18 protein-coding genes and 2 tRNA genes are annotated in these 26627 nt (G+C 58.5%); 15 read left to right on the top strand and 5 right to left on the bottom strand.

Features of this window, described 5'->3' with window-relative positions; all coding sequences use genetic code 11:
- Positions 1–15: 15 nt before the first annotated feature.
- From nadE to PV375_RS00630, 3 genes are all read right to left on the bottom strand, one after another.
- Positions 16–828: an ammonia-dependent NAD(+) synthetase gene (gene nadE / locus PV375_RS00640; protein WP_332105699.1), complete on the bottom strand. Its 813-nt coding sequence runs from the start codon at positions 826–828 to the stop codon at positions 16–18.
- A 44-nt stretch (positions 829–872) separates the two neighbouring features.
- Positions 873–2210, bottom strand: coding sequence for a Na+/H+ antiporter NhaA (nhaA, locus tag PV375_RS00635; protein ID WP_332105698.1), 1338 nt, complete (start codon positions 2208–2210; stop codon positions 873–875).
- A gap of 157 nt (positions 2211–2367) precedes the next feature.
- Positions 2368–2440, bottom strand: a tRNA-Arg gene (locus tag PV375_RS00630).
- Positions 2441–2510: 70 nt separating this feature from the next.
- Between PV375_RS00630 and orn the strand changes: the two genes are divergently transcribed.
- The 6 genes from orn (at position 2511) to pglX (ending at position 11006) form a co-directional block, all read left to right on the top strand.
- Positions 2511–3143, top strand: a complete 633-nt coding sequence (orn, locus tag PV375_RS00625) for an oligoribonuclease (RefSeq protein WP_201614882.1) — start codon at positions 2511–2513, stop codon at positions 3141–3143.
- Between the two features lie 77 nt (positions 3144–3220).
- Positions 3221–3296, top strand: a tRNA-His gene (locus tag PV375_RS00620).
- Between the two features lie 370 nt (positions 3297–3666).
- The gene (locus tag PV375_RS00615; protein ID WP_201614884.1) at positions 3667–4272 is read left to right on the top strand and encodes a DUF1819 family protein; all 606 of its coding nucleotides are present in this window, start codon (positions 3667–3669) and stop codon (positions 4270–4272) included.
- A 12-nt stretch (positions 4273–4284) separates the two neighbouring features.
- Entirely contained in the window at positions 4285–4884 is a 600-nt protein-coding gene (locus PV375_RS00610; protein ID WP_201614886.1) for a DUF1788 domain-containing protein, read from the top strand.
- 5 nt (positions 4885–4889) lie between these two features.
- Positions 4890–8402, top strand: coding sequence for a BREX system P-loop protein BrxC (brxC, locus tag PV375_RS00605; RefSeq protein WP_332105807.1), 3513 nt, complete (start codon positions 4890–4892; stop codon positions 8400–8402).
- 12 nt (positions 8403–8414) lie between these two features.
- Positions 8415–11006, top strand: a complete 2592-nt coding sequence (gene pglX, locus PV375_RS00600; RefSeq protein WP_332105697.1) for a BREX-1 system adenine-specific DNA-methyltransferase PglX — start codon at positions 8415–8417, stop codon at positions 11004–11006.
- Between the two features lie 44 nt (positions 11007–11050).
- Here pglX and PV375_RS00595 read toward each other — a convergent pair whose 3' ends face one another.
- Positions 11051–12190: an Eco57I restriction-modification methylase domain-containing protein gene (locus PV375_RS00595; protein ID WP_332105696.1), complete on the bottom strand. Its 1140-nt coding sequence runs from the start codon at positions 12188–12190 to the stop codon at positions 11051–11053.
- A gap of 290 nt (positions 12191–12480) precedes the next feature.
- Here PV375_RS00595 and PV375_RS00590 point away from each other — a divergent pair, with 290 nt between their 5' ends.
- From PV375_RS00590 to PV375_RS00560, 7 genes are all read left to right on the top strand, one after another.
- The gene (locus tag PV375_RS00590) at positions 12481–13692 is read left to right on the top strand and encodes a tyrosine-type recombinase/integrase (protein WP_332105695.1); all 1212 of its coding nucleotides are present in this window, start codon (positions 12481–12483) and stop codon (positions 13690–13692) included.
- A gap of 77 nt (positions 13693–13769) precedes the next feature.
- On the top strand, positions 13770–14753 hold the full coding sequence (locus PV375_RS00585; protein WP_332105694.1) for a hypothetical protein: 984 nt from the start codon (positions 13770–13772) through the stop codon (positions 14751–14753).
- Entirely contained in the window at positions 14746–15792 is a 1047-nt protein-coding gene (locus PV375_RS00580; protein WP_332105693.1) for a PDDEXK nuclease domain-containing protein, read from the top strand. Before PV375_RS00585 ends, PV375_RS00580 begins: the two co-directional genes overlap by 8 nt.
- Positions 15789–18284, top strand: coding sequence for a BREX-1 system phosphatase PglZ type A (gene pglZ, locus PV375_RS00575; RefSeq protein ID WP_332105692.1), 2496 nt, complete (start codon positions 15789–15791; stop codon positions 18282–18284). Before PV375_RS00580 ends, pglZ begins: the two co-directional genes overlap by 4 nt.
- Before the next feature lie 14 nt (positions 18285–18298).
- Positions 18299–20431, top strand: coding sequence for a BREX system Lon protease-like protein BrxL (gene brxL / locus PV375_RS00570; RefSeq protein ID WP_332105691.1), 2133 nt, complete (start codon positions 18299–18301; stop codon positions 20429–20431).
- Positions 20428–20778 carry a metallopeptidase family protein gene (locus PV375_RS00565; RefSeq protein WP_332105690.1) on the top strand — a complete coding sequence of 117 codons (351 nt, stop codon included), beginning with the start codon at positions 20428–20430 and terminating at the stop codon, positions 20776–20778. Before brxL ends, PV375_RS00565 begins: the two co-directional genes overlap by 4 nt.
- Positions 20779–20917: 139 nt before the next feature.
- Positions 20918–21238: a hypothetical protein gene (locus tag PV375_RS00560; RefSeq protein WP_201518767.1), complete on the top strand. Its 321-nt coding sequence runs from the start codon at positions 20918–20920 to the stop codon at positions 21236–21238.
- A gap of 10 nt (positions 21239–21248) precedes the next feature.
- Here the strand turns inward: PV375_RS00560 and PV375_RS00555 are convergent, their stop codons facing one another.
- Positions 21249–21836 carry a hypothetical protein gene (locus PV375_RS00555; protein WP_332105689.1) on the bottom strand — a complete coding sequence of 196 codons (588 nt, stop codon included), beginning with the start codon at positions 21834–21836 and terminating at the stop codon, positions 21249–21251.
- 116 nt (positions 21837–21952) lie between these two features.
- On the opposite strand from PV375_RS00555, the gene glgX reads away from it, so the two are divergent.
- Both glgX and treY read left to right on the top strand, forming a co-directional pair.
- Entirely contained in the window at positions 21953–24190 is a 2238-nt protein-coding gene (gene glgX / locus PV375_RS00550) for a glycogen debranching protein GlgX (protein ID WP_332105688.1), read from the top strand.
- A 59-nt stretch (positions 24191–24249) separates the two neighbouring features.
- Positions 24250–26583: a malto-oligosyltrehalose synthase gene (gene treY, locus PV375_RS00545; protein WP_332105687.1), complete on the top strand. Its 2334-nt coding sequence runs from the start codon at positions 24250–24252 to the stop codon at positions 26581–26583.
- Positions 26584–26627: the final 44 nt, after the last annotated feature.

Here is a 26627-nt window from a genome sequence, read left to right as displayed (position 1 = left end):
CAGCCCGGCTTGCCGCTAGCGCCACCACTGGTCCGTGGGGGTCACCGGTAGGTGCCGCTTGTGTCGAGTGCGCAGATAGTAGCCCTCGATTTTTGCGGCGAGCTCGTCGGCGACTTCACCACCGGTGAGATAGGTGTCGATATCGCGGTAGCTGAGCCCGAGCTCGGTTTCATCCGGCCGGCCGGGCACACCATCAAGCAGGTCGGCCGTGGGCACTTTTTCGTAGAGCCGCGCATCCGCACCGAGGTGCTGCAGCAGTTCGCGGCCCTGCTGTTTTGTCAGTCCGCTCAGCGGCATCACATCTGCCGCGCCGTCACCAAACTTTGTGAAAAACCCGGTGACAGCCTCCGCCGCGTGATCACTTCCGAGCACGAGCATCCCGTGTTCACCACCGAGCGCAAATTGCGCCACCATGCGGATGCGAGCCTTGATATTGCCGCGATTAAAATCGCTCAATCGCACTGGCGCAAACGCCTCGCTCAAACCGTCTACAGCCGCCTTAATGTTGACCGTCACCGTTTCATCGGGCCGGATGAATTGGAGCGCCAGCTGTGCATCCGCTTCGTCCAGCTGCGTGCCGTGCGGCAGCCGCATCGCTACAAAGCGCGCATCCCCGCCACTGTCGCGCACCCGTTCAACCGCCAGCTGCGCCAGTCGCCCCGCCAGCGTCGAGTCTTGACCACCGGATATTCCGAGCACGAATCCACGCGCACCGGTTTTTTCGAGATAGTCGACCAAGAACTGAACGCGACGCTCAATTTCATCGGCCGGATCGATAGTTGCCCGCACCGCGAGCGCAGTAATGATCTCTTGCTGTAGGGGACGCATAGCCGGATTCTGTCACGTTCGGCTGACCGGTTCGTCGAGAACCATTACTGCGAGGCCTGCTGATCTTTCGTGGCTTTTTCGGCGACGGTTTGCGCAGCTTCCGATCGTTCGTGGGCGCGGCCGCGGAGCCAAAGGAAGATACCGCCGCAAATAGCAGCGAACGTGGATGCGATCAAAATTGCCGACTTCGACAGTTCGTGTTCGGGGATGCCGATCGGGAAGGCAAGTTCTGAGATGAGCAGCGAAACCGTGAACCCGATACCCGCAATCATCGACACCGCGACAATATCGAGCCATTTAATGGCCGGGTCAAGGTTGATGCGCTGTACCCGCGTGGTGAGGAAGACCGCCAGCGTAATACCGATGGGTTTACCGACGATGAGGCCGAGCGCGATACCCAGTACCAGCGGCGAGGTGAGGGCTGCAAAGTCCATGCCCGCAAACGAAACCCCGGCCGAAAAAAACGCGAACAGCGGCACGCAAATACCGGCTGAAAGCGGCCGGAAGCGGTGTTCGAACGTTTCGGCGAGGCTCATTTCGTCGCCGGTTTCGCCCCTGGCTGGCCGCACCGGTACCGAGAAGCCCAGCAGCACACCGGCGATGGTGGCGTGGATACCCGACAGGTAGAACAGCGCCCACACGATGATGCCGAGCGGCAACAGCAGGAACCATGCCGCACCCTTGTCTTCCCGGAAGAGGTTGCGGCCGTAGTGCGCCAGCAACCAATAGCCGGCAAGTGGCACGAGCGCCGCAAACAGGTGGCCGAGTGACAGCGCCGAGGTGTAGGCAATCGCGATGATGACGATGGCGATGAGGTCATCGACAACTGCGAGCGTGAGCAAGAAGGTGCGCAGCGCGAGCGGCAGCTTCGAGCCGACAACCGCAAGCACTGCCACTGCGAAGGCAATATCGGTGGCTGTCGGAATCGCCCAGCCGTGCGACAGTTGCGGATCGTTACCAGCGAAAAAAATGTAGATGATGGCGGGCACGATCACCCCGCCGGCGGCCGCCGCGATTGGCACTATCGCGCGGCTGGGTTTACGCAGGTCACCCTCGACAAATTCGCGCTTGAGCTCAAGACCCGCCAAAAAGAAAAACACTGCGAGCAGGCCGTCGGCGGCCCAGTGCCCCACCGTCATCTCGAATGACCAGTCGCCGAATTGGAAACCGGCCTTGGTGTCGCGAAGCCCCTCGTACCAGCCCGATAGCGGACTGTTGGCCAGCACAATCGCGATCACTGCGGCCACGATGAGCAGCCCACCGCCGATGGTTTCTTTGCTGACGATCTGTGCGATTCGCTGCAGCTCGCTCGGCGAGGAGGGCGCAAAAGCGGTTTCTTCTTGCTGGGCTGTATCGGGTTGGGAGGCGGGTGCGTTAGTCATCGAGATCCTCAGAGCGTTTCGCGAACAATGCCATCCATTCCGGCAGTCACGCCGATGAATGCGCCGACCAGACTTCCCGGCTCACCGCGAATCACCTTAACGGCTGGAGGCTTGCAACCGCCACCGGGCGCGTTTACTCCGGCACCGCCACTGACAGCGCCCCCAGCAGGACTCGAACCTGCAACCTACGGATTAGAAGGCCGTTGCTCTATCCATTGAGCTATGGAGGCGAATGCTTCCAGCGTACCGGCACCAGCAACACCGTGAGGATGCATTCTGGCGGTGGCTACCATTGGATGCATGAGCAATGCGAATGACCGGCTGGTGTGGATTGACTGCGAAATGACCGGGCTCGACCCGCAAATCGACGAGCTGGTTGAGGTTGCGGTATTCGTCACCGACTTCGAACTCAATGTGCTCGATACCGAGGGGCTCAGCGTGGTCATTAAGCCATCACAGGCGGCCCTCGACCACATGAACGACTTTGTCACAGAGATGCACCGCACCTCTGGCCTGGCCGAAGAGATCCCGCACGGCATTTCGCTGGCCGATGCCCAGCAGCAGGTGCTCGACTATGTGAAGCGGTTTGTTCCCGCCGCCAAGCAGGCACCGCTTGCCGGCAACACGATCGGCACCGACCGCATGTTCCTCGCCCGCTACATGCCCGAGCTGGATGAGTTCCTGCACTACCGCAATATCGACGTGTCGACGTTCAAAGAGCTCGCCCGCCGCTGGTACCCGCGCATCTACTTCCAGTCGCCCGAAAAACACGGCGGGCACCGCGCCGCCGCCGACATCCTCGAATCGATTCGCGAACTGCGTTATTACCGCGCGGCAATGTGCATCCCCCAGCCCGGCCCCAGCAGCACCGAGTTGAAGGAAACCTCCAAGCAGGTTGCGGATGAGTTCGCGCCGCTACTCGAACGCGACTAGTTTGCCGCGCCGCCGAGTCGCTATGTGCCGAGAATTGGGCTATCATGGCCAAGTTGCATGCGTGAGCAGACAACATGGCGGACGTAGCTCAGTTGGTAGAGCGCTTGGTTGTGGTCCAGGAGGTCGCGGGTTCAAAACCCGTCGTTCGCCCCAATTTTTCATGAGTGAGTGTCCGATGCTCTGGGCGTTTTCTGGCTTAGATGCCCCGGCTGACCCGTTTTCTTCATCTCATGCGACTCCGCGCTACATGTTGATTTGCACCAATCCAGCAACAGCGATCGGCACTGCAGTCCTCAACGAGCCGCTCACTGGGTCCAGCCCCGAAAACCTCACGTGACGCCGACTTTTTGCCGATATCATCATCCAAGTTGACTCACTCGTGAGAAACGCAAGGGTGTCCGCAGTGAACGAGCCAGACGCTTGCCTGCCCCTCGCACGCAAATGGTGCTCTTCGCGCATACTGACACGTTGTCGGAGGCAGCTCATATCCTGATTCACTGCCACGCGCCGGAAGGAGGTGCCGATGACTAGTAGGTCTCAGAGCCACGACCGATACGCGCTGTCATTCACTAGCGGTGCACTCCTGGCTCGTGAAGCAGTAATTGCTACGCCGCTTTTCTTGGAAACACAAGACTGGGGTTCGGTCCGTGACCGGCTTTGCTCAGACAACATGCTCCAGACGAGAACCGCCTCTTCCTCGGTCCGTCTAGCGCGTGAGGTCGCGCAACGCTTGGCGACACTGAGTCTCCCCGAGCTCGAATTGTTACGAGACGCCAGCCCAACCGAACGGGGTCACTTGATGTGGGTTGCGGCGTGCCGCCGCTACGCGCTTGTCGGTGACTTCGCAGAAGAGGTCGTACGCGAGCGCTTTCTCCTATTCACCCCCTCCTTGGGATACGGTGACTTCGACAGCTTCGTTCGAGAGAAGACGCTGTGGCACCCCGAGCTAGCCGAGGTGAAAGACTCAACATTGCTGAAGCTCCGTTCGACGGTGTTCCGCATGCTTTTCGAGGCCGGCTTGGTCACTGGGGGTGAGATCGTCCATGCGGCGTTGTCTGAGCGCATCCGCGACGTGCTCGAAGCTCGGGCACCAAGCGACCTTCGATACTTCCCGACCCGAGATAGTTAAGGAGAGCTCACTGTGAAACCGGGTGAACTTTCTCGCCAAGAGCAGCACCTGTTCGCGGTGCTTTGCGGAGAGCGCTTCCTCAAGATGGAAGGCATGTCGAACGAAGTTCCGTTCTTCATCTATCCATACCCACCAGAGCATGCCCGCGAGGTAGAGCAAGCAAAGAGGCGGGTCAAGAACCGCCTGGCCGCTAAAGGCATTGAGGTTCGTGAGATCAATCTGTACGACCTGTCGGTTGACATGCTCAAGCAGCGAGGCGACTGGGACGAAGTGCTTGAGGTTGAGCCCGAACTGGACAAGTCGGAGTTCACAGAGATGCTGCAGTCCATGCTCAACCCAGAGCAGCACTTGGCCCCGGCGATCCGAGAACGGCTTGCTGATGGGGGCTTTGACATCGTGTTCCTCACCGGGATCGGTGAGGTGTTCCCATACATCCGTTCACACAATGTGCTGAACAACTTGCAGAGCGTCATCGTGGAAAAACCGATGCTGATGTTCTTCCCCGGCCACTACGAGCAGTCCGACACGCTCGGCTCGTCGCTGGTGCTATTCGGCAAGTTGAAGGACGACCAGTACTACCGCGCAAAAAACATTCTGGAACAGGAACCGTGACCGTCATGCACCTCAACGAAATCTTCGCCAAGGACGTCCAGCGACCCATCGAAGGCGTCATTAAAGCTGACGATATTGCGCATCTGGGCACCGAGGTCGAGGAATACGTCCTGACCAATGAAGCCGCTAAGGGGCTTGAGCTGCTGCTCGAGGCATACACGAATTACACCAACGCAAACGGCGTTTGGATCTCAGGCTTCTTCGGTTCCGGTAAGTCACACCTGTTGAAGATGCTCGCGCACCTCCTCGGCGATGTAGCGGGCGATGATTTCCCGCGCGAGCAGGTCTCGGAGAGTTTTCGCGCCAAGGCCACGGATGCGTTCCTTCCAGCCCTTCTCGATAAAGCTGACCGCATCCCCGCGAAGAGTCTTCTGTTCAACATCGATCAGAAAGCCACGCTGATTAGCAAGGAGCAGGCTGACGCCCTGCTACGCGTGTTTGTGAAGGTCTTCGATGAGTCTCGCGGCTACTATGGCGACCAGGGGCACATCGCTCGTTTTGAACGTCAACTTGACGACGAAGGGCAGCTTGAGGCGTTCAAGAGAGCATTCTTGGATGTGTCGGGACGGGAGTGGGTCGATCGCAGGCCAAGTTTCGGGCTTCCGACCGTACGCAAGCAGGTCAACGAAGCATACGCTCAGATCACCGGCATTGATTCGTCGAGTGCGCCGGACATCTTGAAGACGTACCAGGAGACCTATTCGGTCTCGATTGAAGACTTTGCCGATGAGGTTCGTGACTGGCTGGACAAGCAGCCCGCCGGATACCGGTTGAATTTCTTTGTTGATGAGGTCGGCCAGTTCATCGGGTCCAACACCCATCTGATGCTGAATCTCCAGACAATAGCTGAGTCGCTCAACACAAAGTGTGGCGGACGGGCGTGGGTGTTTGTGACTTCACAGGAGGACATGGACAAGATCGTCGGTGACCGAACCAAGCAGCAGGGCAACGATTTCTCCAAGATTCAGGCTCGGTTCAAGACCCGAGTAAAGCTCACTTCCTCAGACGTGGAAGAGGTCATTCGCAAGCGACTGCTAGAGAAGAACGCCAAGGGTGCCCAAGTGCTCGAAGCGGTCTATGCACAGGAGTCTGCGAACTTCAAGACGCTCTTCGACTTCGTTGATGGAGCGAAGACATACCGCAACTACACCGACGAGTCACACTTCGTTGGCACCTACCCGTTCGTGACCTACCAGTTCCCCTTGTTCCAGGCAGCGATCGAGAGTCTCTCCGACCACAATGCCTTCGAGGGGCGAAACAGCTCCGTAGGTGAGCGCTCCATGCTTGGTGTCGTCCAGCAAGTTGCCAAAGAGATCGGTAACGTCGAGATTGGTGCGCTTGCCACCTTCGATGCCATGTTTGCAGGTATCCGTGCGTCGCTTAAGTCGGCTGCACAGCGTTCGATTGACCGCGCCGAACGCGACCTGCCCGACAGCAGTTCGCCGGTCACGAAGCTTGCTGTGCGACTGCTCAAGGCGCTGTTCCTTGTGAAGTATGTTGAGAGCTTCCAAGCCACTCCACGCAACCTGACGGTGTTGGTTTACAACCGGTTCGGACTCGATCTTCCAGCGTTGTCCAGTCAGGTTCAGGACGCTCTCACTCTTTTGGAGACCCAGACTTATGTGCAGCGTAGCGGTAACGTCTACGAATACCTCACCAACGAGGAGCAGGTGATTGAGGAAGAGATCAAGAACGTCGAGATAGATTCCTCCGAGCTCTCCGCCCGACTGAACAAAATTCTTTCTGGCGACGTTGTTAAGACTTCGAAACTCCGTTATACGAAAAACGGGCAGGATTTCCCGTTCGGGTACAAACTCGACGACCAAGCATTCGGTCAACAGCGCGAACTCTCTTTACACTTCATCACTCCCGAGTACCCGTACGGGCCGGAGGAGATCCGCATGCACTCCGCAGGCAAAGACGAGCTACGCATAATTCTCGCGCCCGATGACCGGGTCCTATCCGACCTGCGGCTGCTCATCAAGACCGAGAAATACACGAAGCGCAAGCAGACCAGCTCGCTCTCGCCGGTGGAAGAACAAATCTTGCGCGCCAAGGCGACTCAGAACGCGCAACGAGAAAAGGAGCTGATCGAGCGTGTCCGCTCGGCCGTCGGAAAAGCCGATCTTGTGATCAATGCCGCAGATCTCTCCTCTGGGTCGCAAGAAGCAACTTCGCGGATCGCCGAGGGATTCCAAGAACTCATCGCGCGTACCTACACTCAACTCAGCCTGCTCGATGGACATGTCTACAGCGAGCATCAGATTGCCGGGTTCGCTACCCCAGACCAGAACACCCTGATTGATGATTCCTCTATGCACGCAATAGCGGCCCCGGCTGAAGAGGTGTTGTCATACGTGCTGCAGCGCGATCGGCTCGGGGAACAGATCACCTTCAAGAAGATCGTCGATCAATTTCAGGCCAAGCCCTACGGGTGGGATCTCGCCTCGGTCGAGTGCGTCGTCGCCTGGCTGGTCGGCACATCGAAAATTACACTCACCGTTGACTCGAATCTCCTCAAACGCAGTGAAGTGGCAACGGTGTTGCGCAATACGCAAAAGCACTCCCATGCCGTCGTCGCACCTCAGAAAACTTTCGACCAACGTAAGGTCGCTACGCTGCGTTCCTTCTGCACAGACTTCTTCGATGAACCCGCCGCGCCGAAAGACCCGCTTGAGCTGGCGCAATACGCCAGCGAGCGCCTCCGCGCGAAGAGCGCAGAACTCAAGGCCCAGGTCAGCGGTTCTAATTACCCGTTCGTGTCTCAGCTAGAAGCTCCAATCGCGCTGCTCGATTCTGCCATTGGGAAGTCCGATGACTGGTACTTGACCGATTTCGACACCGCAGACGACCTACTCGACGCAAAAACAGACGTCATCGACCCCATTCAAGCCTTTCTCGGGGGATCCCAGCGCAGGATTTATGACGAAGCACGCGAACTCCTGACAATCAATGCCAACAACCTCAACTATCTGCCGCCTCAGAGCAGCCAAGTGGTTGCTGAGGTCCTCGACGATCCCCAGTGCTTCCGCGGTAACCGAATGACCAGGTTGAAGGCGGCCACAATTGAGCTTGAGGAGCACATCAATGATGCGGTTGCGACACATCGCGACGAGGCGTCTGGCGAGATTGACTCACGTTGGGCGCCACTGCAAGCCAGCAAGATCTATCTGGACGCCACTGACGCCGCTCAGCGCCAGGCTACCGATAGCGTCAACATGACTCTTGACCGGATCTGCGACGAGCGCCAGATTGCTGTCATCCGTGAGATCGCCAACTCCTTCGAAGAACAGACTTACCCGGCAATCCTCGATCACCTCACCGAGAACCCCCGCCTTCATGAAGGCGACCAGGTTTTCACGCCAATCGCCCAAAAGCAGACAATCTCTGTCAAGAACATCAGCGCAACAGGTATTAACGGCGTACTGGAAACAGAAGACGACGTGGATCGTTACCTCAGCGCGCTCCGCACAGCCCTGGTTCAAGCCATCCACGACGATAAGCGCATCGCACTCTAGGAGTCATCACAAATGGAAACCGCACCGCTGAAGAGCTTCGCCACATGGGCAAGGCGAGAACTCATCACACAGGTGAGTGCCCGGCTCAACACCGTGATCGCGCCGTCTTCGACAGAGCGAGTCGAGAACCAGCGTGCGGTTGCGATGCTTGAGCACGATATCGACGCCGCCGGAGGCGGAACGAAGGGCAAGGACGCAATCACCGACAAGATTGCCTACACCTGGTTCAACCGCATCATCGCCCTACGATTCATGGATGCGAACGGGTATACCGGTGTCGGGGTCGTCTCCCCCGCGCACGGCCAGCAAGTCGGACAGCCCGAGGTACTTGCCGATGCGAAACGCGGCAACATCGACCCCGAAGTGATCTCCAACAAGCGCACCCTCGATACGATCATTGGGCTGCTAGATGGTACTCGCCCAAGTACGGATGCGCAGGGAGAGGCCTATACCCTTCTGCTCGCCGAGTATTGCCGTTACTGGAACCGCTCGATGCCATTCATGTTCGAGCGCGAGGGTGACTACACCGAGCTCCTTATCCCTGCGAACCTTCTCTCTGGCGACTCGATTCTCACTCGGGCAGCCGCAGCTCTCACCGAAGAGGTCTGTAGTGAAGTCGAAGCGATCGGGTGGCTGTACCAGTTCTACATCTCGGAACGGAAAGACGAGGTTTTTGCCTCATTCAAGAAGGGCAAGAAAGCCGGCGCGGCTGAGATTCCGGCCGCGACCCAGCTCTTCACCCCACATTGGATCGTCCGCTATCTGGTTGAGAACTCTGTGGGCCGTCTGTGGATACTGAACCATCCTGAGTCGCAACTGGCTGACCAGATGGACTACTACATCGCACCGGTCGACGAAGAGACTGACTTCCTTGAGATCACCCGGCCTGAAGAACTCACGGTCATCGATCCGGCATGCGGCTCTGGGCACATGCTCACCTACGCATTCGACCTGCTCTACGCGATCTACGAAGAGGAAGGCTACGCTCCCTCCGAGATTCCCGAGCTCATCCTCACTCACAATCTCTCTGGCACCGAAATTGATCCCCGTGCAGGTGCGCTGGCTGCGTTCGCACTGACGATGAAAGCCCGCTCACGCCAACGCACCTTCTTTAACAAGCAGGTTGAGCCGAACATCTGCGTACTTACCCCGATCTCCTTCGGTCCCGATGAGCTGGACTTCCTCGTGACCCAGGACGGTGACCGTCAGGCCGAGGAGGCGTTCTGGAATCAATTCGAGGAGGCCGACACGTTCGGCTCTCTAATCCGACCCAATGCTGATCTGACCGTTCATCTCACGAATCACCTCGCGGGGCTCAGCGACGAAGATGACCTCTTTAGAGCCGACACCCTTGTCAGGGCGCAGCGCGTCATCACCCAGGCCATGTACCTCTCCCGTGACTACTCGGTCGTGGTCGCGAACCCGCCCTACATGGGCAGCAAGCAGATGAACGGCCGGCTTACACAGTTCATGAAGCATGAGTACCCAGACTCAAAATCAGACCTGTTCGCCGCATTCATCGAGCGCTGCACCAACCTCGCCGAGCTACGAGGTGCGGTGGCGATGATCACGATGCAATCGTGGATGTTCCTCAGCTCATACGAGAAACTCCGCGAATCACTTCTCGCGAAGCAGCGAATCACCTCAATGCTGCACCTCGGTGCCCGCGCATTCGACTCGATCGGAGGCGAAGTCGTGTCTTCAACCGCGTTTACTTTGAGTAACGTACCTCCAGAAGGTCGTGATGCTGGGCGCATGCGGGCGGGCGCCTTTATTCGACTCGTCGAAGGGAACTCTGAAGCAGAAAAGATTTCCGCGCTGGCGACTGCACTCGAGACACGAGCCAAAAACGATGGATTCCACCGCGCGTCGGATACGGACTTCGCTGCCGTCCCCGGTTCGCCGATCGTCTACTGGCTTAGTGAAAAGATGCGTGCCACTTTCTCGGAGGGGCGGCCCCTCAGTGAAGTAGCGAACCTGAAGCAAGGACTGGCTACGGCGGACAACAACCGATTCCTGCGCCTGTGGTGGGAGGTCTCCGAGCAGCGAACTTCCTTCAGTTGCACATCTCGTGAAGAAGCCGCCACCAGTGGCGCTCGATGGTTTCCGTACAACAAGGGCGGGGAGTTCCGGAAGTGGTATGGAAACCAGGAATACGTTGTCAACTGGGAGAACGACGGCGCCGAAATTCGCGTGTTTGGCGCAGAGAACGGCGGGCGTCCTCGGTCAAGAGCGCAAAACATTGACACCTATTTTTCACCGTCAGTGTCATGGTCCGACATTTCGTCAGGCGAAGCAGCCTTTCGCCGATTTCCAGCGGGCTTCATCCACGACTCAACAGGTCACTCCGGTTTCGCTGACCCAACGCTACTCAAACACGTCATCCTGCTACTGAACTCCCGGTTCGTAATGGAGACGATGAAGGTCGTTGCCCCAACGCTTCACTTCCACATCGGTTATGTGGGACTCGTACCAGTTTTTCCGGGCGTCCTCGAGCTTCCAAGCGGCATCCTCGACGCCTTGACCGACACTTCGCGAGATGACTGGGACTGTTTTGAAACATCTTGGAACTTCAGGCAGAATCCTCTCCTGGATTCTGCCTGAACAAGCTCATATACAAGATGACTTGCACCTCAGAGTTGGACGGACTAGCTGTTCCTTGCTTGAGAAACGAGAGCGTTTCCCGAAAAGTTCCAGGACGTCTCCGACATGTTCCAATCCAACCTCGATGTTTCGACTGCGCCCTCTGCGAGTATTTCAATGCATTCCGAGCCTGATTCCACTAGTGGGAGGCAAGCAACCTGGCCCACCTCGAAATTGAGGGTCGGGGCTAATGCGGCCAACTGTTCGAGAGCCACCAGCGAATTCACGAATGCGAGCAACCTATACCGGTCCCGACTCGTCGACGAGAAGATTGAGGTACCCGCCACGTCGTAGACAAAACCAGGCGGATAGACTCTAAATGCTGGAACTCCACTACTTACTTTCGACCATGACACTGACGGTGAAAAGTATCGATCGCGCCCCTGGCCACGGACCAGGGTCTTACCAGCAGGAACGAGATAGGGATAGCGTTCAGCCAGCCCATGTTCGATTTCGTGTCCGTCATGCTCCCAATTGACGACATACTCGTGGTTTCCAAACCAGCGTCTAAACGAACCACCCTTGTTATAGGGAAACCATCGTGCTCCGCTAGCCTCTGCGTCTTCGAGTGAATCGCAATGAAAGGCGGATCGTTTACCAGACACCTCCCACCAATACCGCAAGAATCGGTCGTTATCTCCTGTTCGCAAGCCCACGCGGAGGTCAACAAGCTTGCTTAGGGGCCGCCCCTCCGAGAAAGTGGCACGCATCTTTTCACTAAGCCAGTAGACGATCGGCGAACCGGGGATCTCGTTCATATCACGCTGGGAAACCGTGAAGAAGCCGTCGCTGCCTGCAGATGTATTGCGCGGATTTCGCGCAGGGAATCGACGGGGACTCTCGCCGGCTAAGTCATCGAGCTCCATCCATGTGTACTTGCCAGGCAGGCGACTATTGCCGCCAATTTTCCAAATGGTCGCACAAGTGCCGAATGCGATTCGCATGACCATGTTGTCCATATGAAGCATGGCCACAATCGCAGCGTCGCGCTGCAGCTTTGACCGCAGCCGCTCGTATGACGAAAGGAACATCCAACTCTGCATCGTCACTTGAGCCATATATCCATGGCGCTTCAACAATGAGACCGCACGCTCGATGAATGCGGCGAACAGGTCTGATTTTGAGTCTGGGTACTCATGCTTCATGAACTGTGAAGTCAGGCCCGCTCGGCCACATTAGTGGGTCCTCTCGGTGTCGATTGATGAAGTTGCTGACCCTCGGCCGTCGCCAAAGATCTCGGCCGCCTGCCCCAATGGCTAGCCTGATGGCTACCCGTGCCACGTCGGCCATAGTCCCGCGAGTTACAGGCATAGATCCACTGACATTGCCGTCGCGCACCGTCTGAGCTCCGTACATTGGTGCAGTCGAGGGCCGCAGATGGCTACCCTGATGGCTATCCCAATGGCAGGTGAGTGCAATCTGGTGAACTTGAGCCATGGCACACAAGCAGCGCAGCAAGGGCACCGGATCGATATACAAGAACTCTCGCGACCAGTGGGTGGCAGCTATCGAAGCCGGTTGGACAGCAAAGGGCACACGCCGCCGAATCACGTTCAAGGCCAAAACGGAGGCCGGCGCCCGCAAGAGGCTCGCCGAGGCGCAACAACGATTCGCGTCGGAAGGAATGGCAGCAACGTTCGCCACTATCACCGTCAAGCGCTGGGCCGACATCTGGCTCGAGCATCGTCAGCAAGTTGTGCGCCCGGGCACCTACGTCTCCGACCGTTCGGCAGTCAGTCGGTGGATCATTCCAACGCTTGGCAACCTCTGTCTCAATGCGCTCATGCCCTCCGACATCCGAAGGCTCACAGCAGCGCAACAGGAGGCGGGTCTTGCACTCTCAACCATGCAGCGCACCCACGCCGTGCTTGGCAAACTACTTGCCGACGCCGTCGCAGAGGGTTATCAAGTGTCCTCTCGAGCCCGTGAAACGAGCGGGCCAGGAACCGGCGCGTCACCTCGCCAAGCGCTGAGCGCGACTGACGCAATTCAGATCCTCACTGCCGCCACGACCCGGCCCGATGCCTCACGCTGGGTTGCTGCACTCGTCGAGGGGTTGCGCCCCGCTGAAGCACTCGGACTGACCTGGGACATGGTCGACTTGGATGCAGCGACAATCACGCTTGCATGGCAGCTTAAAGCCCTTCCCTACATGGAGCGTCGAAATCCCTCGAGTGGTTTTCGTACCCCGCGCGGATTTGAGTCTCGACACCTCACTGGCGCGTACCACCTGGTACGGCCAAAGACTCAAGCTGGAATCCGTGTCATTCCGATCATACCTTGGCTCGTCCAAGCGCTGGCGACATGGCGCGAAATGTCCCCGGAGTCTCCGTTCAATCTTGTGTGGCCACGCGAAGACGGTTGCCCTCGTTCAGCAGAATTTGACCGCGCGCAATGGTATGACATAGTCAGCCAGTCGGGCGTATTGGTAACGCTCCCAGACGGCAGGATGCGTCCACCACTGCTATACGAGGCACGGCACACGGCTGCCACACTGCTGCTATCAGGAGGCGTCGATGACACGACCATCAGGGCGGTGCTCGGCCACTCGTCAGTGCTGAGCACGAAGGCATACCTTCACACTGATCGTTCGCGAACTCGTGCAGCTCTCGTCGCGTCGGCCGAGATGGTTGGACTTGGCCGGTAGCCTGAATGGAACCCATCGGCAGGCAGGTACATCGAGGTCGGTTCCCCCTGCACACTTGGCAGCATTGTGAGGAAATTTTGAAGACGCTGGAACAGATTGTCGCTGAACACCGCGACACGTGGAAAGCGCGCTCGCTCGAACAGCAGCGACTGGAGATCGAGAACAACGAGGCAGTGGCAAAGCTCTACGGTTTAGAGGACGAAATCCCGTCACATGTGCCACTCGAGCGTGTCTCACTCACCAACAATTCAGCGTTTCGATGGCCCAACAAGACTCCCGAAGAACGCGACGAGCTATTCGCTCAATCCGCCCTCACCGATCTGATCTCTTATGCCGTGGGCTGCATGTTCGGACGGTACAGCCTAGATGTGCCCGGACTAGTCCTAGGAGACCAAGGAGCCACGCTCGACGACTATCTTGAAAGGGTCCCGACACCGACGTTCATGCCGGACAAGGACAACGTCCTACCGATCGTCGACGGTGACTGGTTCGAAGACGACATCGTCGCAAGGCTCCGGCTCTTCATCAGAACCGTTTTTGGAGAAGAGCACTTCGAAGCCAACTTGCGGTTCATCACGACATCGCTTGGATTGAAGAACCTACGCGACTATTTCATCAAGACGACAGGCCGGGGAGGTACATCGAAGTTCTACGATGACCATATTCATCGCTACAAGAAGCGCCCAATCTATTGGCTCTTCTCAAGCCCCAAGGGCACTTTCAATGCGCTGATTTACATGCATCGCTACAACTCATCCACCGTGTCGACCGTATTGAATGAATACCTGCGCGAGTATGAGGCCAAGCTGGAAGCGAGCCTTCAGCACCAGGAGCGCCTTAGCGCCGGCGACGGCACGCCACGCGAGAAGGCGGCCGCCCTAAAGGAATCAGAGCGGCTACGCAAGGTGCTGCTGGAGTTGAATGAGTATGAGCACGACGTGCTCTACCCGCTGGCATCTCGGCAGCTCGACATCGACCTCGATGACGGGGTAAGGGTGAACTATCCGAAGTTCTATCCAGCCCTTAAAAAAATTAAGGGGCTGGACGCTGCCGATGAATGAGATCATTCAGGGCAGCCAAGGATCCGAACGAGAGTTGCTCGTGCGCGCCGCAGAGGTGATTGAGGAGGGCCAGGCTGCAGCGGCTCGCCAAGCAAACCTCGCCCTTACGCTGACTTTCTGGCGGCTCGGTCGACTCATCGGAGAGGAAGTACTCGGTTCCAAGCGCGCTACCTACGGTGAACAGATTGTCGTCTCGCTGGGACGACAATTGGTGGAGCGGTACGGCCGCTCGTACGAAGACAAGAACCTTCGACGCATGATCCAGTTTGCCCGTCAGTTCCCTGAAGAGCAGATGGTCGTCTCGCTGGGACGACAATTGAGTTGGACCCACTTCCGAGCGCTGCTGCCGCTGAAGTCCCCAGAGGCCAGAGCGTTCTATGCGCAGGAAGCCATGGCTCAGGGACTCAGCGTACGTGGACTGCGGCATCTGATCTCGCGGAAAGCGTTCGAGCGCCGTGCTATCGCCAATGCACAGCTCGTCGGCGATACCTCCGTACCACGCGACGTGTTCCGCGATCCATACCTGCTGGATTTCCTCGGTTTGAAAGACACGTTCCTCGAACGTGACCTCGAAGCAGCAATTGTTCAAGACATGGAAGCATTCTTGCTCGAAGCCGGCAACGGATTCGCATTCGTCGAGCGTCAGAAGCGAATGATCATCGACGATGACGACTATCACCTCGACCTGCTCTTCTACAGTCGGCCACTACGACGCCTGATCGCCGTTGAGCTGAAAATTGGCAAGTTCAAAGCCTCCTATGAGGGCCAGATGAAGCTCTATCTCAAATGGCTCGACCGTCACGAGCGTCGCGAGGACGAAGAATCACCGATCGGACTGATCCTCTGCACTGAGACGGGCCGGGAGCAGATTGAGCTCCTGGAAATGCATAAGGATGGGATCGTCGTCGCCGAGTACTGGACCGAGCTACCGCCGAGGGCCGAATTGCAAGCACGTATCCAACAGATTTATCAGACGGCCTCCGAAAGAGTGGCAAGGCGCGAGATCGAATCGACATCGAAGCAGGAGGACACAAAATGACTTCGCTTGCCGCCATCCTTCCGCATTTGGAGCAGCGATTCGAAACGCAACGTCTCGTGTTCTGGCACGACACCGCGTGCGAGTACACCGCAGAACTCGACGCACTTGACCTCGGTGAGGTCACAACGTTGCACGTCAAGAACAATGAGTACGCGATAAAGCATCGTGTGCTGCATACCGATCCGACATCTAAGTTCCTCATTTACCGGGCCGGTGAAGTTCCCGTCGGAGTTGGCAACTGGTTGCTCGACCTTGAGCTTGCCTTCGGTGCGTTCACCGCGGATCGTACCGCGCTCGTGCGAGAAGACCTTGGGCTCGAGGGGCCCCAAATTGACAAAGTTATCCGAGACCACGAGAAGTTCTTCCGCGCCACCAAACGAATGCAGGCACTGAAAGCTTTACTGTCGACTGACGATAACGCGGATCGGCTGCGAGCAAAGATGTGCGCAGTCTTGCTTGGACAGCAGGAGCACAGCATGCTGGAACTCACACGCACGCTGTTAATCGAAAACGCACGTCATGATATGACCAAGTACGCGACACTCGTTGACTATGGACTCGATGGGTTCCATTGGGACGGAGCCGCGAGAATCTACGGCTATACATCGGACCAGCCCAGCGTCGATGATTTCGTGTTGTGGATGTTCCGCCAGGCAGCGAATGGGTTCACATCGGAGGTACCCGGTGACTTGCGCAATATCCAGCTTGACTTCGCAAGTCTACGAAACGACCGGCGCAGTACCACCGCCCTCGCTACCTTGGCACAGAGAGCATCAGAGAGCCTAGGCTATGCAGACAGCATCGAGGACGCCCAACTCGACGACCTAGTGGACAACGACCTGTTCGAGGATGTAGAGCGGAAGATCATTAGTCTGCTCGCGCAAGCAATCAACGAACGGACATTGAACGCGCGGGATGTGTCAGAGACCATCCGCGCCCGCCAAAGCAGCATCTGGGTGGACAGGTACCGAGAGCTGTACACAGCGCTCGGCGCAGCTTCTGATCTGCTGAGCGAACTCTCAACCGCGCAGTTCACAATCGCGTCATTCGATGACGGACTCGATCGTTACCGAAAGCAGTGGTTCCGCATCGACCAGCTCTATCGACAGTTCCACTTTGCTGCTCGCGTGACCGAAAATGCCGGACCGCTGGAGGCACTCCGAGATCAAGTCGAGAAGCAGTATGCGAACCGATACCTGTACGAACTCGGCAATTCTTGGCAGCAACACGTCGATACTGTGCAGGACTGGCGATCTGCAACGCTTCGACCGCAAGCCAAGTTCTTTACCGATCATGTTGAGCCAATCATCCGCAAGGGCAACCGCAAAGCCGTTGTCATCGTCTCTGATGCACTGCGCTACGAGATCGCCGATGAACTTCGCTCACTCATCCGGCAGGAAGACCGCTTCGACGCGGAAATTGACGCCATGCTGGGGGTGCTACCTAGCTACACACAACTCGGTATGGCTGCCTTACTTCCACACAAGACAATTGCACACTCTCCTAATGGTGATCCGGTACTCGTAGACGGACACCGCTCCGACGGAACCGCGAACCGCAACAAGGCGCTGTCATCAGTGGGTGGCTTCGCAATTCAGGCCGAGGAAGTTCTGTCGATGCCCCGCGGCGAGTTGCGCGAGCTCTACGGCGCACATCAAGTGCTGTACGTATACCACGACAGAATCGATGCGATCGGCGACAAGGCTTCCACTGAGCGGCAGGTGTTTGAGGCCGCCAACGACGCACTGCGCGACTTGGTGGACCTGATCAAACGACTGACCAACGCGAACGCCACAAACATCCTCGTCACCGCCGACCACGGGTTCCTCTATCAAGACACCGCACTGGCCGATGCCTCATATCTCTCGACCAAGCCTCAGGGCAATGACCTCGTGGTTGTCAACCGTCGATACGTTCTCGGGCGGGGCCTCAAGGATGATCCGGCTTTCCGGACCTTCGAACCCGAACAGGTGGGGCTCAGCAGCGACCTGGAGCTACAGATTCCCAAGTCAATTCATCGCCTCAAACTTTCCGGGGCCGGCTCAAGATTTGTTCACGGCGGAGCTACCCTCCAGGAAATCGTGGTGCCAGTCGTCACCGTCAACAAGAAGCGCAAGAGCGACATCCGTCCCGTCAACGTCGAAGTACTGCCCGAGACGAACAAGATCACCACAGGCCAACTAGTTGTAAAGCTTTTCCAGTCCGAACCAGTGAGTGAAAAGGTTCAGCCTCGCACCCTGCGCGCAGGCATCTACGTTGGCGAGACCTTGATCTCGAACCAGCCCGAGCTCATCTTCGACCAACCTTCCGATGACAAGCGGGACCGTTACCAGAGCGCGCGGATGTTGCTCAGTCAGGACGCAAACGAGTACAACAACCGCACAGTCGAGTTCCGCCTCGAAGAGCAGATACCCAACACCACCCAGTGGCACGTTTACCAGAGCGCTCAGTACTTGCTTAAGCGCTCGTTCACGTCGGACTTCGATTTCTAGAGGAAGCAGTAGCCATGACGGACACAGGGAACCATCCCAACGACGAATCGGACATCGCAACGAGTACACCGTCGCAGAACGACCTGGACTACAAGATCAATCTATTGTTCGGAGGCTCGGTCGTGCGCAAGGACCTGGTGAAGGTCGTCAAGGGAAACGCGATCGTTCCCTCGTACGTGCTGGAGTACTTGCTCGGCCAGTACGCCGCATCCGACGATGAGGAGACTATCCAGGCCGGCATCGATGCGGTGCGCAGGATTCTCGCTGACCACTACGTACACCGTAACGAGGCCGAACTGGTAAAGTCCACGATCCGCGAAAAGGGCCGACACCGGATCATTGACAAGGTCACCGTGACCTTGAACGACAAGCAGGACGTCTATCAAGCATCATTCGCCAACCTTGGCCTCAGCGGCGTGATCATAGAGCCTGCGATTGTGAATGCGAACCCGAAGCTGCTCGTCGGGGGTGTGTGGTGCATCTGCGACATCGAGTACTTTCACAGCGACGATGTTCGAGTGGTGCCGTGGATACTCGGCAGCCTGAAGCCGATCCAAATGTCGAACTTCGACCTAGATGGGTACCTCGAGTCGCGCCGGGGATTCAACACGGAAGAGTGGATCGATCTGCTAATCCAGTCCATCGGGTTCAACCCCAAAATGTTCGGTCGCCGTGCAAAACTCCTGCAGCTCGTGCGGCTCATCCCCTTCGTCGAGCGCAACTACAACCTGATCGAACTTGGACCAAAGGGCACCGGCAAGTCGCATATTTACTCCGAGTTCTCACCCCACGGCATGTTGATTTCCGGTGGTGAGGTCACCGTCCCCAAGCTCTTCGTGAACAACGCCAACGGCCGCATTGGATTGGTCGGCTACTGGGATGTTGTCGCATTCGACGAGTTCGCGGGCAAGAAAAAACGCACCGACAAAGCGCTTGTCGACATCATGAAGAACTATATGGCGAACAAGTCATTCTCCCGTGGTGTCGAGACTCTCGGTGCCGAAGCATCCATGGTGTTCGTCGGGAACACCTCGCACAACGTGCCCTACATGCTGAAACACTCGGACCTTTTTGACGAACTTCCCGAGGCATACCACGACTCCGCCTACCTCGACCGACTCCATTTCTACATCCCCGGCTGGGAGGTAGACACCATCCGTAGCGAGATGTTTGCCACTGGCTATGGCTTCGTCGTCGACTACATTGCCGAAGTGCTACGTTCGATGCGCAACACCGACTTTTCCGACCGCTATCAACAGCACTTTACACTCGGCTCAAACATCTCCACACGTGATCGAGACGGCATCCAGAAGACCTTCTCTGGTTTGATGAAGCTCATCTTCCCAACTGGCCAAGCAACCAATGCTGAGATCGAAGAACTGCTCCGCTTTGCCATCGAAGGGCGCAAGCGTGTCAAAGATCAAATCTTGCGGATCGACACCACGATGGCTGCTGTCGACTTCGGTTACAGCGACAAGACCGGCGTCTGGCATGGAGTGTCCACACTCGAAGAAGACGAGTACCCCGACTACTACCAGTCGCGGTCGTTTAATGCCGACGACGAAGCACCGACTGCGGCGACAGATACTCCAGACCACGATCTCGAAAAGGCAGCCCAGACATCGGACACGCTACAACCTCATCTGTTCGAAGGTCACCGAGAGTTTCAGGAGAACCAACGTGGAGTGTCGTACGAGACGTTACTCCTACCCCATCTGCGCGGCGCCAAAGAAATTAGCATTGTAGATCCCTACATCCGGCTCCCACACCAGGGACGAAACCTAGTGGATCTGTTGTCTCTATTGGCTGCGTCCAAGGATCCTGCCGACGAGATCATGGTTACGCTCGTGACCAAAGCCGAACAAGGTGAATACGAACAGCAGCATCTCCACATGCTCAAGGAGATCCAAGACAGCGCAGCCACCGTGGGCATCCGGTTCGCCGTCACCTGGGACGAGACCATCCACGATAGGTCGATTCGCACAGATCACGGCTGGAAGCTTCTCCTCGGCCGCGGGCTCGATATTTTTCAAAAGGGCTCTGGAAGTCAGTATGATTTGGGCGCACGTCGCCAGGAGTTCCGACAGGTTTTTGCTTTCGGCATCACCTACATTCGCGAAAATGGGCCTGACGCGGAGGCAGCATGATCGAACTCAGCGCCGAAGACTTTGAACAGCTTGTCGTGAGCGAACTCGACGCGCTCCCCGATCGGGTGGTTGACGGCCTCGACAATGTGGTGTTCCTAATCGAAGATCGACCGCCCGACGGATCGCTCGACATGCTCGGCGTATACGAAGGATTCGATCTCACCGAACGCGGCGCATACGGCTTCGGCGAGCTGCCCGACCGCATCATCCTGTTTCGCGAGCCGCTGCTGGCAATCTGCGAAACCGTCGAGGAGCTTCGCGATGAGGTGCACATCACACTCGTCCACGAAATCGCGCACTACTACGGCATCGACGACGAACAGCTTCACGAACTCGGTTGGGGATAACGCATCCCGGGAACTTTCCGCCGCACTCGTTCCTCATAATTGAATGGCACCCGTTCAGCGTGCCGACTCAGTCTCCCGATAGGTTGTCCGCACCGAGTCGACCTTCGATTCCCGAATCTGCCAGCAGAAAGAGTGTTCGATGTCATTCCCCCAGATGAACTATCAGCCCGCGCATCAGCCTGTCCCGCCGTATGGCTATAACGCTCAGCCACCGGAAGACCCCGAGGGGCTCGGCAGCTGGATTCTCACGCTTTTTGTTGCCGGCCTCCCACTCATCGGGTTCATCTATCTGCTGGTGCTTGCCTTCGGCTCTGATAGTTCCAAAGCCAAACAAAACTTCGCCCGCGCCTCGCTCATCCTCGGACTCGTGGCGTTTGTCATCATGTTCGTGGTGTTCATCGTGATCGGGGCCACTGTTGGGTTCGCCGCATTCTCGGTTGTGAACATGAGCGACTACTAACTCCGGCCGCTTACTCGAGTCGGCCCTCACTGCCGAGCGACTTTGCGAAGCCCCGCTGCCCGAGCAGCCTGTGCACCGCATCGATATCGCCCGGCATTTCGAATGTCGCATCCGCCAGCTGTGCCGGCGCCTCCAACGCATAGAGGGCGTTTTCCTGTGCGCGCCACCCCTCCCACCAGTCGTCGGAACCGTCACGTCTGCGGGCGCGATCGCGCCGCAACGATTCGGATGCATCCAGCCAGAACGACACATCGGCATACGGCAGCGATGCCCGGGTAATCGCCCCGCATCCCTCCACGATGAGATCGGGTTCGGGGGCAAGCATTGCGCCATCATGAAAACCACCGCGGTGCCAATCCCACTCGCGCAACCGCACGCGCTCACCTCGCGCCCGCGGCGCGAGCACCGCACCCACCAGCCATCGAGCCCCGGCACTCAACCCCTCCCAGCCGGGATAAAAATGCTCGACATGCACCAGCTCGCAACCGTACTCACGGGCGAGCGTGCGGGCGAGCTCGGTTTTTCCGGCACCAGATCGGCCATCAATAAGCAGCGTCCGGCCACAGGGACGGTGGGATGCACGCGGTGAGACGGTCATAGCAGCGAACCTACCCTGATTTGCTTTGCCAACCGGCAACCCGCCGGTTACCGAAGCTCAGCGTTCCTGTCAGGGCGGCGCTCTATGGTTAGGGGCCTAAGAAAGGAACCTCGTTCATGTCGCACACCGAAACTCCGCACAGTTGGCCGGGCCAGCCATACCCGCTGGGAGCCACCTTCGATGGCACCGGCACCAACTTCGCCATCTACTCGGGCGGCGCAGAAAAGGTCGAACTGTGCCTGTTCGACCAGGACGGCACTGAAACCCGGGTGCGGCTTTTTGAACAGGATGCGTATGTGTGGCACTGCTACCTGCCGCAGGTGCAACCCGGTCAGCTCTATGGCTACCGAATTCACGGCGCCTACGACCCCGCAACCGGCCACCGGTTCAACCCCAACAAGCTGGTGCTCGACCCGTACGCCAAAGCCATCACCGGCAATATCGAGTGGAACCAGGCGGTTTTTTCTTATAACTTCGGCGACCCCGACTCGCGCAATGACGAAGACTCAGCCAAGTACATGCCCAAGGGCGTGGTGATTAACCCGTTTTTCGACTGGGACGGCGACCGTCTCCCGCGCATCCCCTACGCCGATTCGGTCATCTACGAGGCGCATGTCAAGGGGCTCACGCAGCTGCATCCCGACATTCCCGAATCGATGCGCGGCACCTATGCCGGCGTGGCGCACCCGGCGGTAATCGAGCATCTCAAGCGCCTCGGCGTCACCGCACTCGAGCTCATGCCCGTGCACGAATTTGTGCACGACTCGACACTCGCCGAGAAGGGCCTGCGCAACTACTGGGGCTACAACACCCTCAACTTTTTTGCGCCGCACGGCGACTACTCCTCAACCGGCGACAATGGCCAGCAGGTGCAGGAGTTCAAGAGCATGGTGAAAACCCTGCACGCCAACGGCATCGAGGTCATCCTCGACGTGGTCTACAACCACACGGCCGAAGGCAACCACCTGGGCCCGACCCTCAGCTGGCGCGGTATCGACAATGCGGCCTATTACCGACTCGAACCCGATGCGCGCTACTACACCGACTACACCGGCACCGGTAACTCGCTCAATATGCGTCACCCGCACTCGCTGCAGCTGATCATGGACTCGCTGCGCTACTGGGTGACCGAGATGCACGTCGACGGTTTCCGCTTCGACCTCGCCTCAACCCTCGCGCGAGAACTGCACGATGTCGACAAGCTTTCGTCGTTCTTTGACCTTGTGCAGCAAGACCCGATCGTTTCGCAGGCGAAACTCATTGCTGAGCCTTGGGATGTGGGCCCCGGCGGCTACCAGGTGGGTAACTTCCCGCCGCTGTGGACCGAGTGGAACGGCAAATACCGTGACACTGTGCGTGATTTTTGGCGCGGTGAGCCCTCAACCCTCGGCGAGTTCGCCACCCGCGTCACCGGCTCGGCCGATCTGTATGAGCGGTCGGGCCGGCGCCCGGTGGCGTCGATCAACTTCGTCACCGCCCACGACGGGTTCACGCTGCGCGACCTGGTCTCGTACAACGAAAAACACAATGACGCCAACGGTGAAGACAACCGTGACGGTGAATCGCACAACCGGTCGTGGAACTGCGGGGCTGAAGGCCCGACCGATGACCCCGCGATTAACGAGCTGCGTGCCCGCCAGCAGCGCAATTTCATCGCCACGCTGCTGCTGTCGCAGGGGGTTCCCATGCTCAGCCACGGTGATGAACTCGGCCGCACCCAGCAGGGAAACAACAACACCTACGCGCAAGACAGTGAGCTGTCGTGGATTAATTGGGAGCACGCCGACAAACCGCTCATGGAGTTCACGCGCGCACTCGCGGCACTGCGCCACGAGCATCCCACCTTCCGCCGTCACCACTTCTTTAATGGCCGCGTTGCCAAACGCGGCGAGGGTGAGGGGCTGGCGGATGTGATCTGGCTGTCGACCGATGGCAGCCAAATGTCGGATGAAACCTGGAACGAAGCATTCGTGCGCGCCGTTGGGCTATTTCTCAACGGGGATGCGATTGCCGGTCGAGATGCGCGCGGCGAACGCATCCGCGACAAGAGTTTCATCATCTATTTCAATGCCTCAGAAAACGATGTCGAAACTCGCCTCCCCAACGCCGATCTTGATTTCCGGTGGGAGCCGGTGATTGACACTGCCGGGAAGGCAACCCAGCTCGGTGCTCTCGGTCCCGGTGATACGTTCACCCTCGTTTCTCGGTCGCTGGTGCTGCTCCGCGAGTTCACCGAACCCGAGCCCGAACCCGATCACTCGGTTGCGGCTTCGGTTGCCACCACCACGCAGGCAATTCCGATCATCACGCAGGCAAACGAGCAGGCATCGATGTCAGACCCCACCGACCAGTAACCGCCAGCAGTCAATAACCGCCAGCTGTCAATCGCGAAACCGCAAAGGAGCGAGCAACCATGTCGGATCCGCAGTCATCGACCGTTGAGCGTCGGGTACCAAAGAGCACCTACCGGCTTCAGCTAACCCCCGAGTTTGGTTTCGCGGCGGCCACCGCGCAGCTGCCCTATCTCGCCCAGCTCGGTGTCGACTGGATCTATCTATCGCCCGTGCTGCAGTCGACCAGCGGCTCGCAGCACGGCTACGACGTGGTTGACCCCACCCGTGTTGATGCGACCCGCGGCGGCCGTGATCAGTTCGTGCGGCTGTGCGAGACGGCACACGAGCTCGGCATGGGCGTGTTGGTCGACATCGTGCCCAACCATATGGGGATCAGCGTGCCGCGCGAAAACCCCTGGTGGTGGGATGTGTTGCGGCACGGTCGCGATTCGTCCTATGCCGAATTTTTCGATATTGATTGGGATGCTGGTGACGGTAAGCTGCTCATCCCCATCATCGGTGATGACGATATGCCCGAGCAGCCCGGCGATCCCATCAAACATGTCACCGTCGACGCCGATGCCGGGGTACTGCGCTACTGGGATCTCGAGTTTCCACTCTCCCCCGGAACCGCAAGCGATGACATCCGCACCACACACGCCAATCAGCACTACCGACTGGTGCACTGGCGGCTCGGTGACCACGCACTGAACTACCGCCGGTTTTTTACAGTCACCACGCTTGCCGGCCTGCGCGTTGAACGCGACGAGGTGTGGGATGCTGCGCACGCCGAGATCCTCTCGTGGCTGCGTGAGGGGCTCGTTGACGGGTTGCGCATTGACCATCCCGACGGACTGCGTGACCCGGCCGGCTATCTCGAGCGGCTTCGCGAGCGCACCGGTGGCGCCTATGTGATCGTCGAAAAAATTCTCGAACCCGGTGAGCAGCTGCCCGACTGGGCATGCGAGGGCACTACCGGATATGACGCGCTTGCTGCCACCGAACGGCTCTTCGTGGATGCCGACGGGGTTGCCGATCTCGAGCAGGCGGCCGCCGCACTGTCGTCCTGTGATCTTGACGATTGGGATACACTCACCCACCACTGCAAGCGCGACGTCGCCGATGATGCGCTGCAGGCTGAACTGCGCCGGGTAGCTCGTGAACTGGGTGACGCGAGCGACCAGACGCTCGATGCGCTGAGCGAAATTGCCGCGAATTTCAGTGTTTACCGCACCTATTTGCCGCACGGTACCGAACTGCTCGAGCAGGCCGCGCGCAATGCCGCCGATTGGCGTGCAGATCTGGCCGGCGAAATCGAACGGCTGCTGCACGTGCTGCGCGACCCGGCGCATCCGGCCGCGCTTCGCTGGCAACAAACCACCGGCATGATCATGGCGAAGGCGGTAGAAGATCGGGCCTTCTATCGGTTTTCGCGCCTCACCTCGCTCAACGAGGTCGGTGGCGACCCGAGCCATTTGGCGACGAGCGTGGCTGACTTCCACGCCGCTCAGCAGGCGCGGCTTGCACGCTGGCCACACGCACAAACCACCCTGACCACGCACGACACCAAGCGCTCGGAAGACACTCGAGCGCGGATTGACGTGCTCAGTGAGATGCCCGATGACTGGGCCGAAGCGCTGCACGAGCTGCTTGAGATTCAGCCGGTTGAAAACCCCGCCTTCGCCAATTTGATCTGGCAGGCCGTTGTGGGTGCGTGGCCGGCGTCACGCGAGCGGCTGCACGATTACGCCACTAAGGCGGCTCGTGAGTCTGGCGAAATCACCACCTGGACCGCAGTTGATGAGCAGTATGAGGACAGTGTGCACGGGGCCATCGATGCCGCCTTCGATCACCCCGCTGCTCGGGCGATTATTACCCGGCTGCACGAAAAAATCACGCCGCATGGCTACCACAACTCGCTGGTGATGAAAGCGATCCAGTTGCTTGCACCGGGGGTGCCGGATGTGTATCAGGGCACCGAGCTGTGGGACCGCTCACTCGTCGACCCCGACAACCGCCGCCCGGTCGATTGGGCCGCGCGTCAAGCGGCACTCGACGCGATCGGGAAGGGCGCCCGCCCGGCACTCGACGAGACCGGCGCAACCAAACTCATGGTGGTTACCGCTGCACTGCGGTTACGGCGCAAACTGCCTGAACGGTTTACGCAGTACACACCCCTGACGGTGACCGGCGCGGCACAAGACCACGCGGTGGCGTTTGACCGCGGCGGAGTCGCACTCGTTGGTGCTATTCGCCCGGTGGGACTCGCCGAGGGTGGCGGCTGGCATGGCACGACCGTCTCGCTTCCCGAGGGACGCTGGCTCGATCAGCTCACCGGCCGGGAGTTCAGTGGCGAGGCGCTGCTTGCCAGCATGCTTGATGAGTTGCCGGTGGCCATACTGGTGCGGTTTTAGCGGCTTGCGAGCCGGTTAACGTCGATCGATTTTAAGGAGCCCTG

Source organism: Gulosibacter sp. GYB002 (assembly GCF_036577665.1).
In the GTDB taxonomy this organism is placed as follows: Bacteria; Actinomycetota; Actinomycetes; order Actinomycetales; family Microbacteriaceae; genus Gulosibacter; species Gulosibacter hominis.
Note: the sequence above shows the minus strand (reverse complement) of the source record. Positions and strands in the feature narration are given on the sequence as shown.

Bases quoted from the DNA above. Each gene is read 5' to 3' on its own strand.
- nadE (WP_332105699.1), bottom strand. From the start codon at position 828: ATGCGTCCCCTACAGCAAGAGATCATTACTGCGCTCGCGGTGCGGGCA.
- nhaA (WP_332105698.1), bottom strand. From the start codon at position 2,210: ATGACTAACGCACCCGCCTCCCAACCCGATACAGCCCAGCAAGAAGAA.
- orn (WP_201614882.1), top strand. From the start codon at position 2,511: ATGAGCAATGCGAATGACCGGCTGGTGTGGATTGACTGCGAAATGACC.
- PV375_RS00615 (WP_201614884.1), top strand. From the start codon at position 3,667: ATGACTAGTAGGTCTCAGAGCCACGACCGATACGCGCTGTCATTCACT.
- brxC (WP_332105807.1), top strand. From the start codon at position 4,890: ATGCACCTCAACGAAATCTTCGCCAAGGACGTCCAGCGACCCATCGAA.
- pglX (WP_332105697.1), top strand. From the start codon at position 8,415: ATGGAAACCGCACCGCTGAAGAGCTTCGCCACATGGGCAAGGCGAGAA.
- PV375_RS00595 (WP_332105696.1), bottom strand. From the start codon at position 12,190: ATGAAGCATGAGTACCCAGACTCAAAATCAGACCTGTTCGCCGCATTC.
- PV375_RS00590 (WP_332105695.1), top strand. From the start codon at position 12,481: ATGGCACACAAGCAGCGCAGCAAGGGCACCGGATCGATATACAAGAAC.
- PV375_RS00580 (WP_332105693.1), top strand. From the start codon at position 14,746: ATGAATGAGATCATTCAGGGCAGCCAAGGATCCGAACGAGAGTTGCTC.
- pglZ (WP_332105692.1), top strand. From the start codon at position 15,789: ATGACTTCGCTTGCCGCCATCCTTCCGCATTTGGAGCAGCGATTCGAA.
- brxL (WP_332105691.1), top strand. From the start codon at position 18,299: ATGACGGACACAGGGAACCATCCCAACGACGAATCGGACATCGCAACG.
- PV375_RS00565 (WP_332105690.1), top strand. From the start codon at position 20,428: ATGATCGAACTCAGCGCCGAAGACTTTGAACAGCTTGTCGTGAGCGAA.
- PV375_RS00560 (WP_201518767.1), top strand. From the start codon at position 20,918: ATGTCATTCCCCCAGATGAACTATCAGCCCGCGCATCAGCCTGTCCCG.
- PV375_RS00555 (WP_332105689.1), bottom strand. From the start codon at position 21,836: ATGACCGTCTCACCGCGTGCATCCCACCGTCCCTGTGGCCGGACGCTG.
- glgX (WP_332105688.1), top strand. From the start codon at position 21,953: ATGTCGCACACCGAAACTCCGCACAGTTGGCCGGGCCAGCCATACCCG.
- treY (WP_332105687.1), top strand. From the start codon at position 24,250: ATGTCGGATCCGCAGTCATCGACCGTTGAGCGTCGGGTACCAAAGAGC.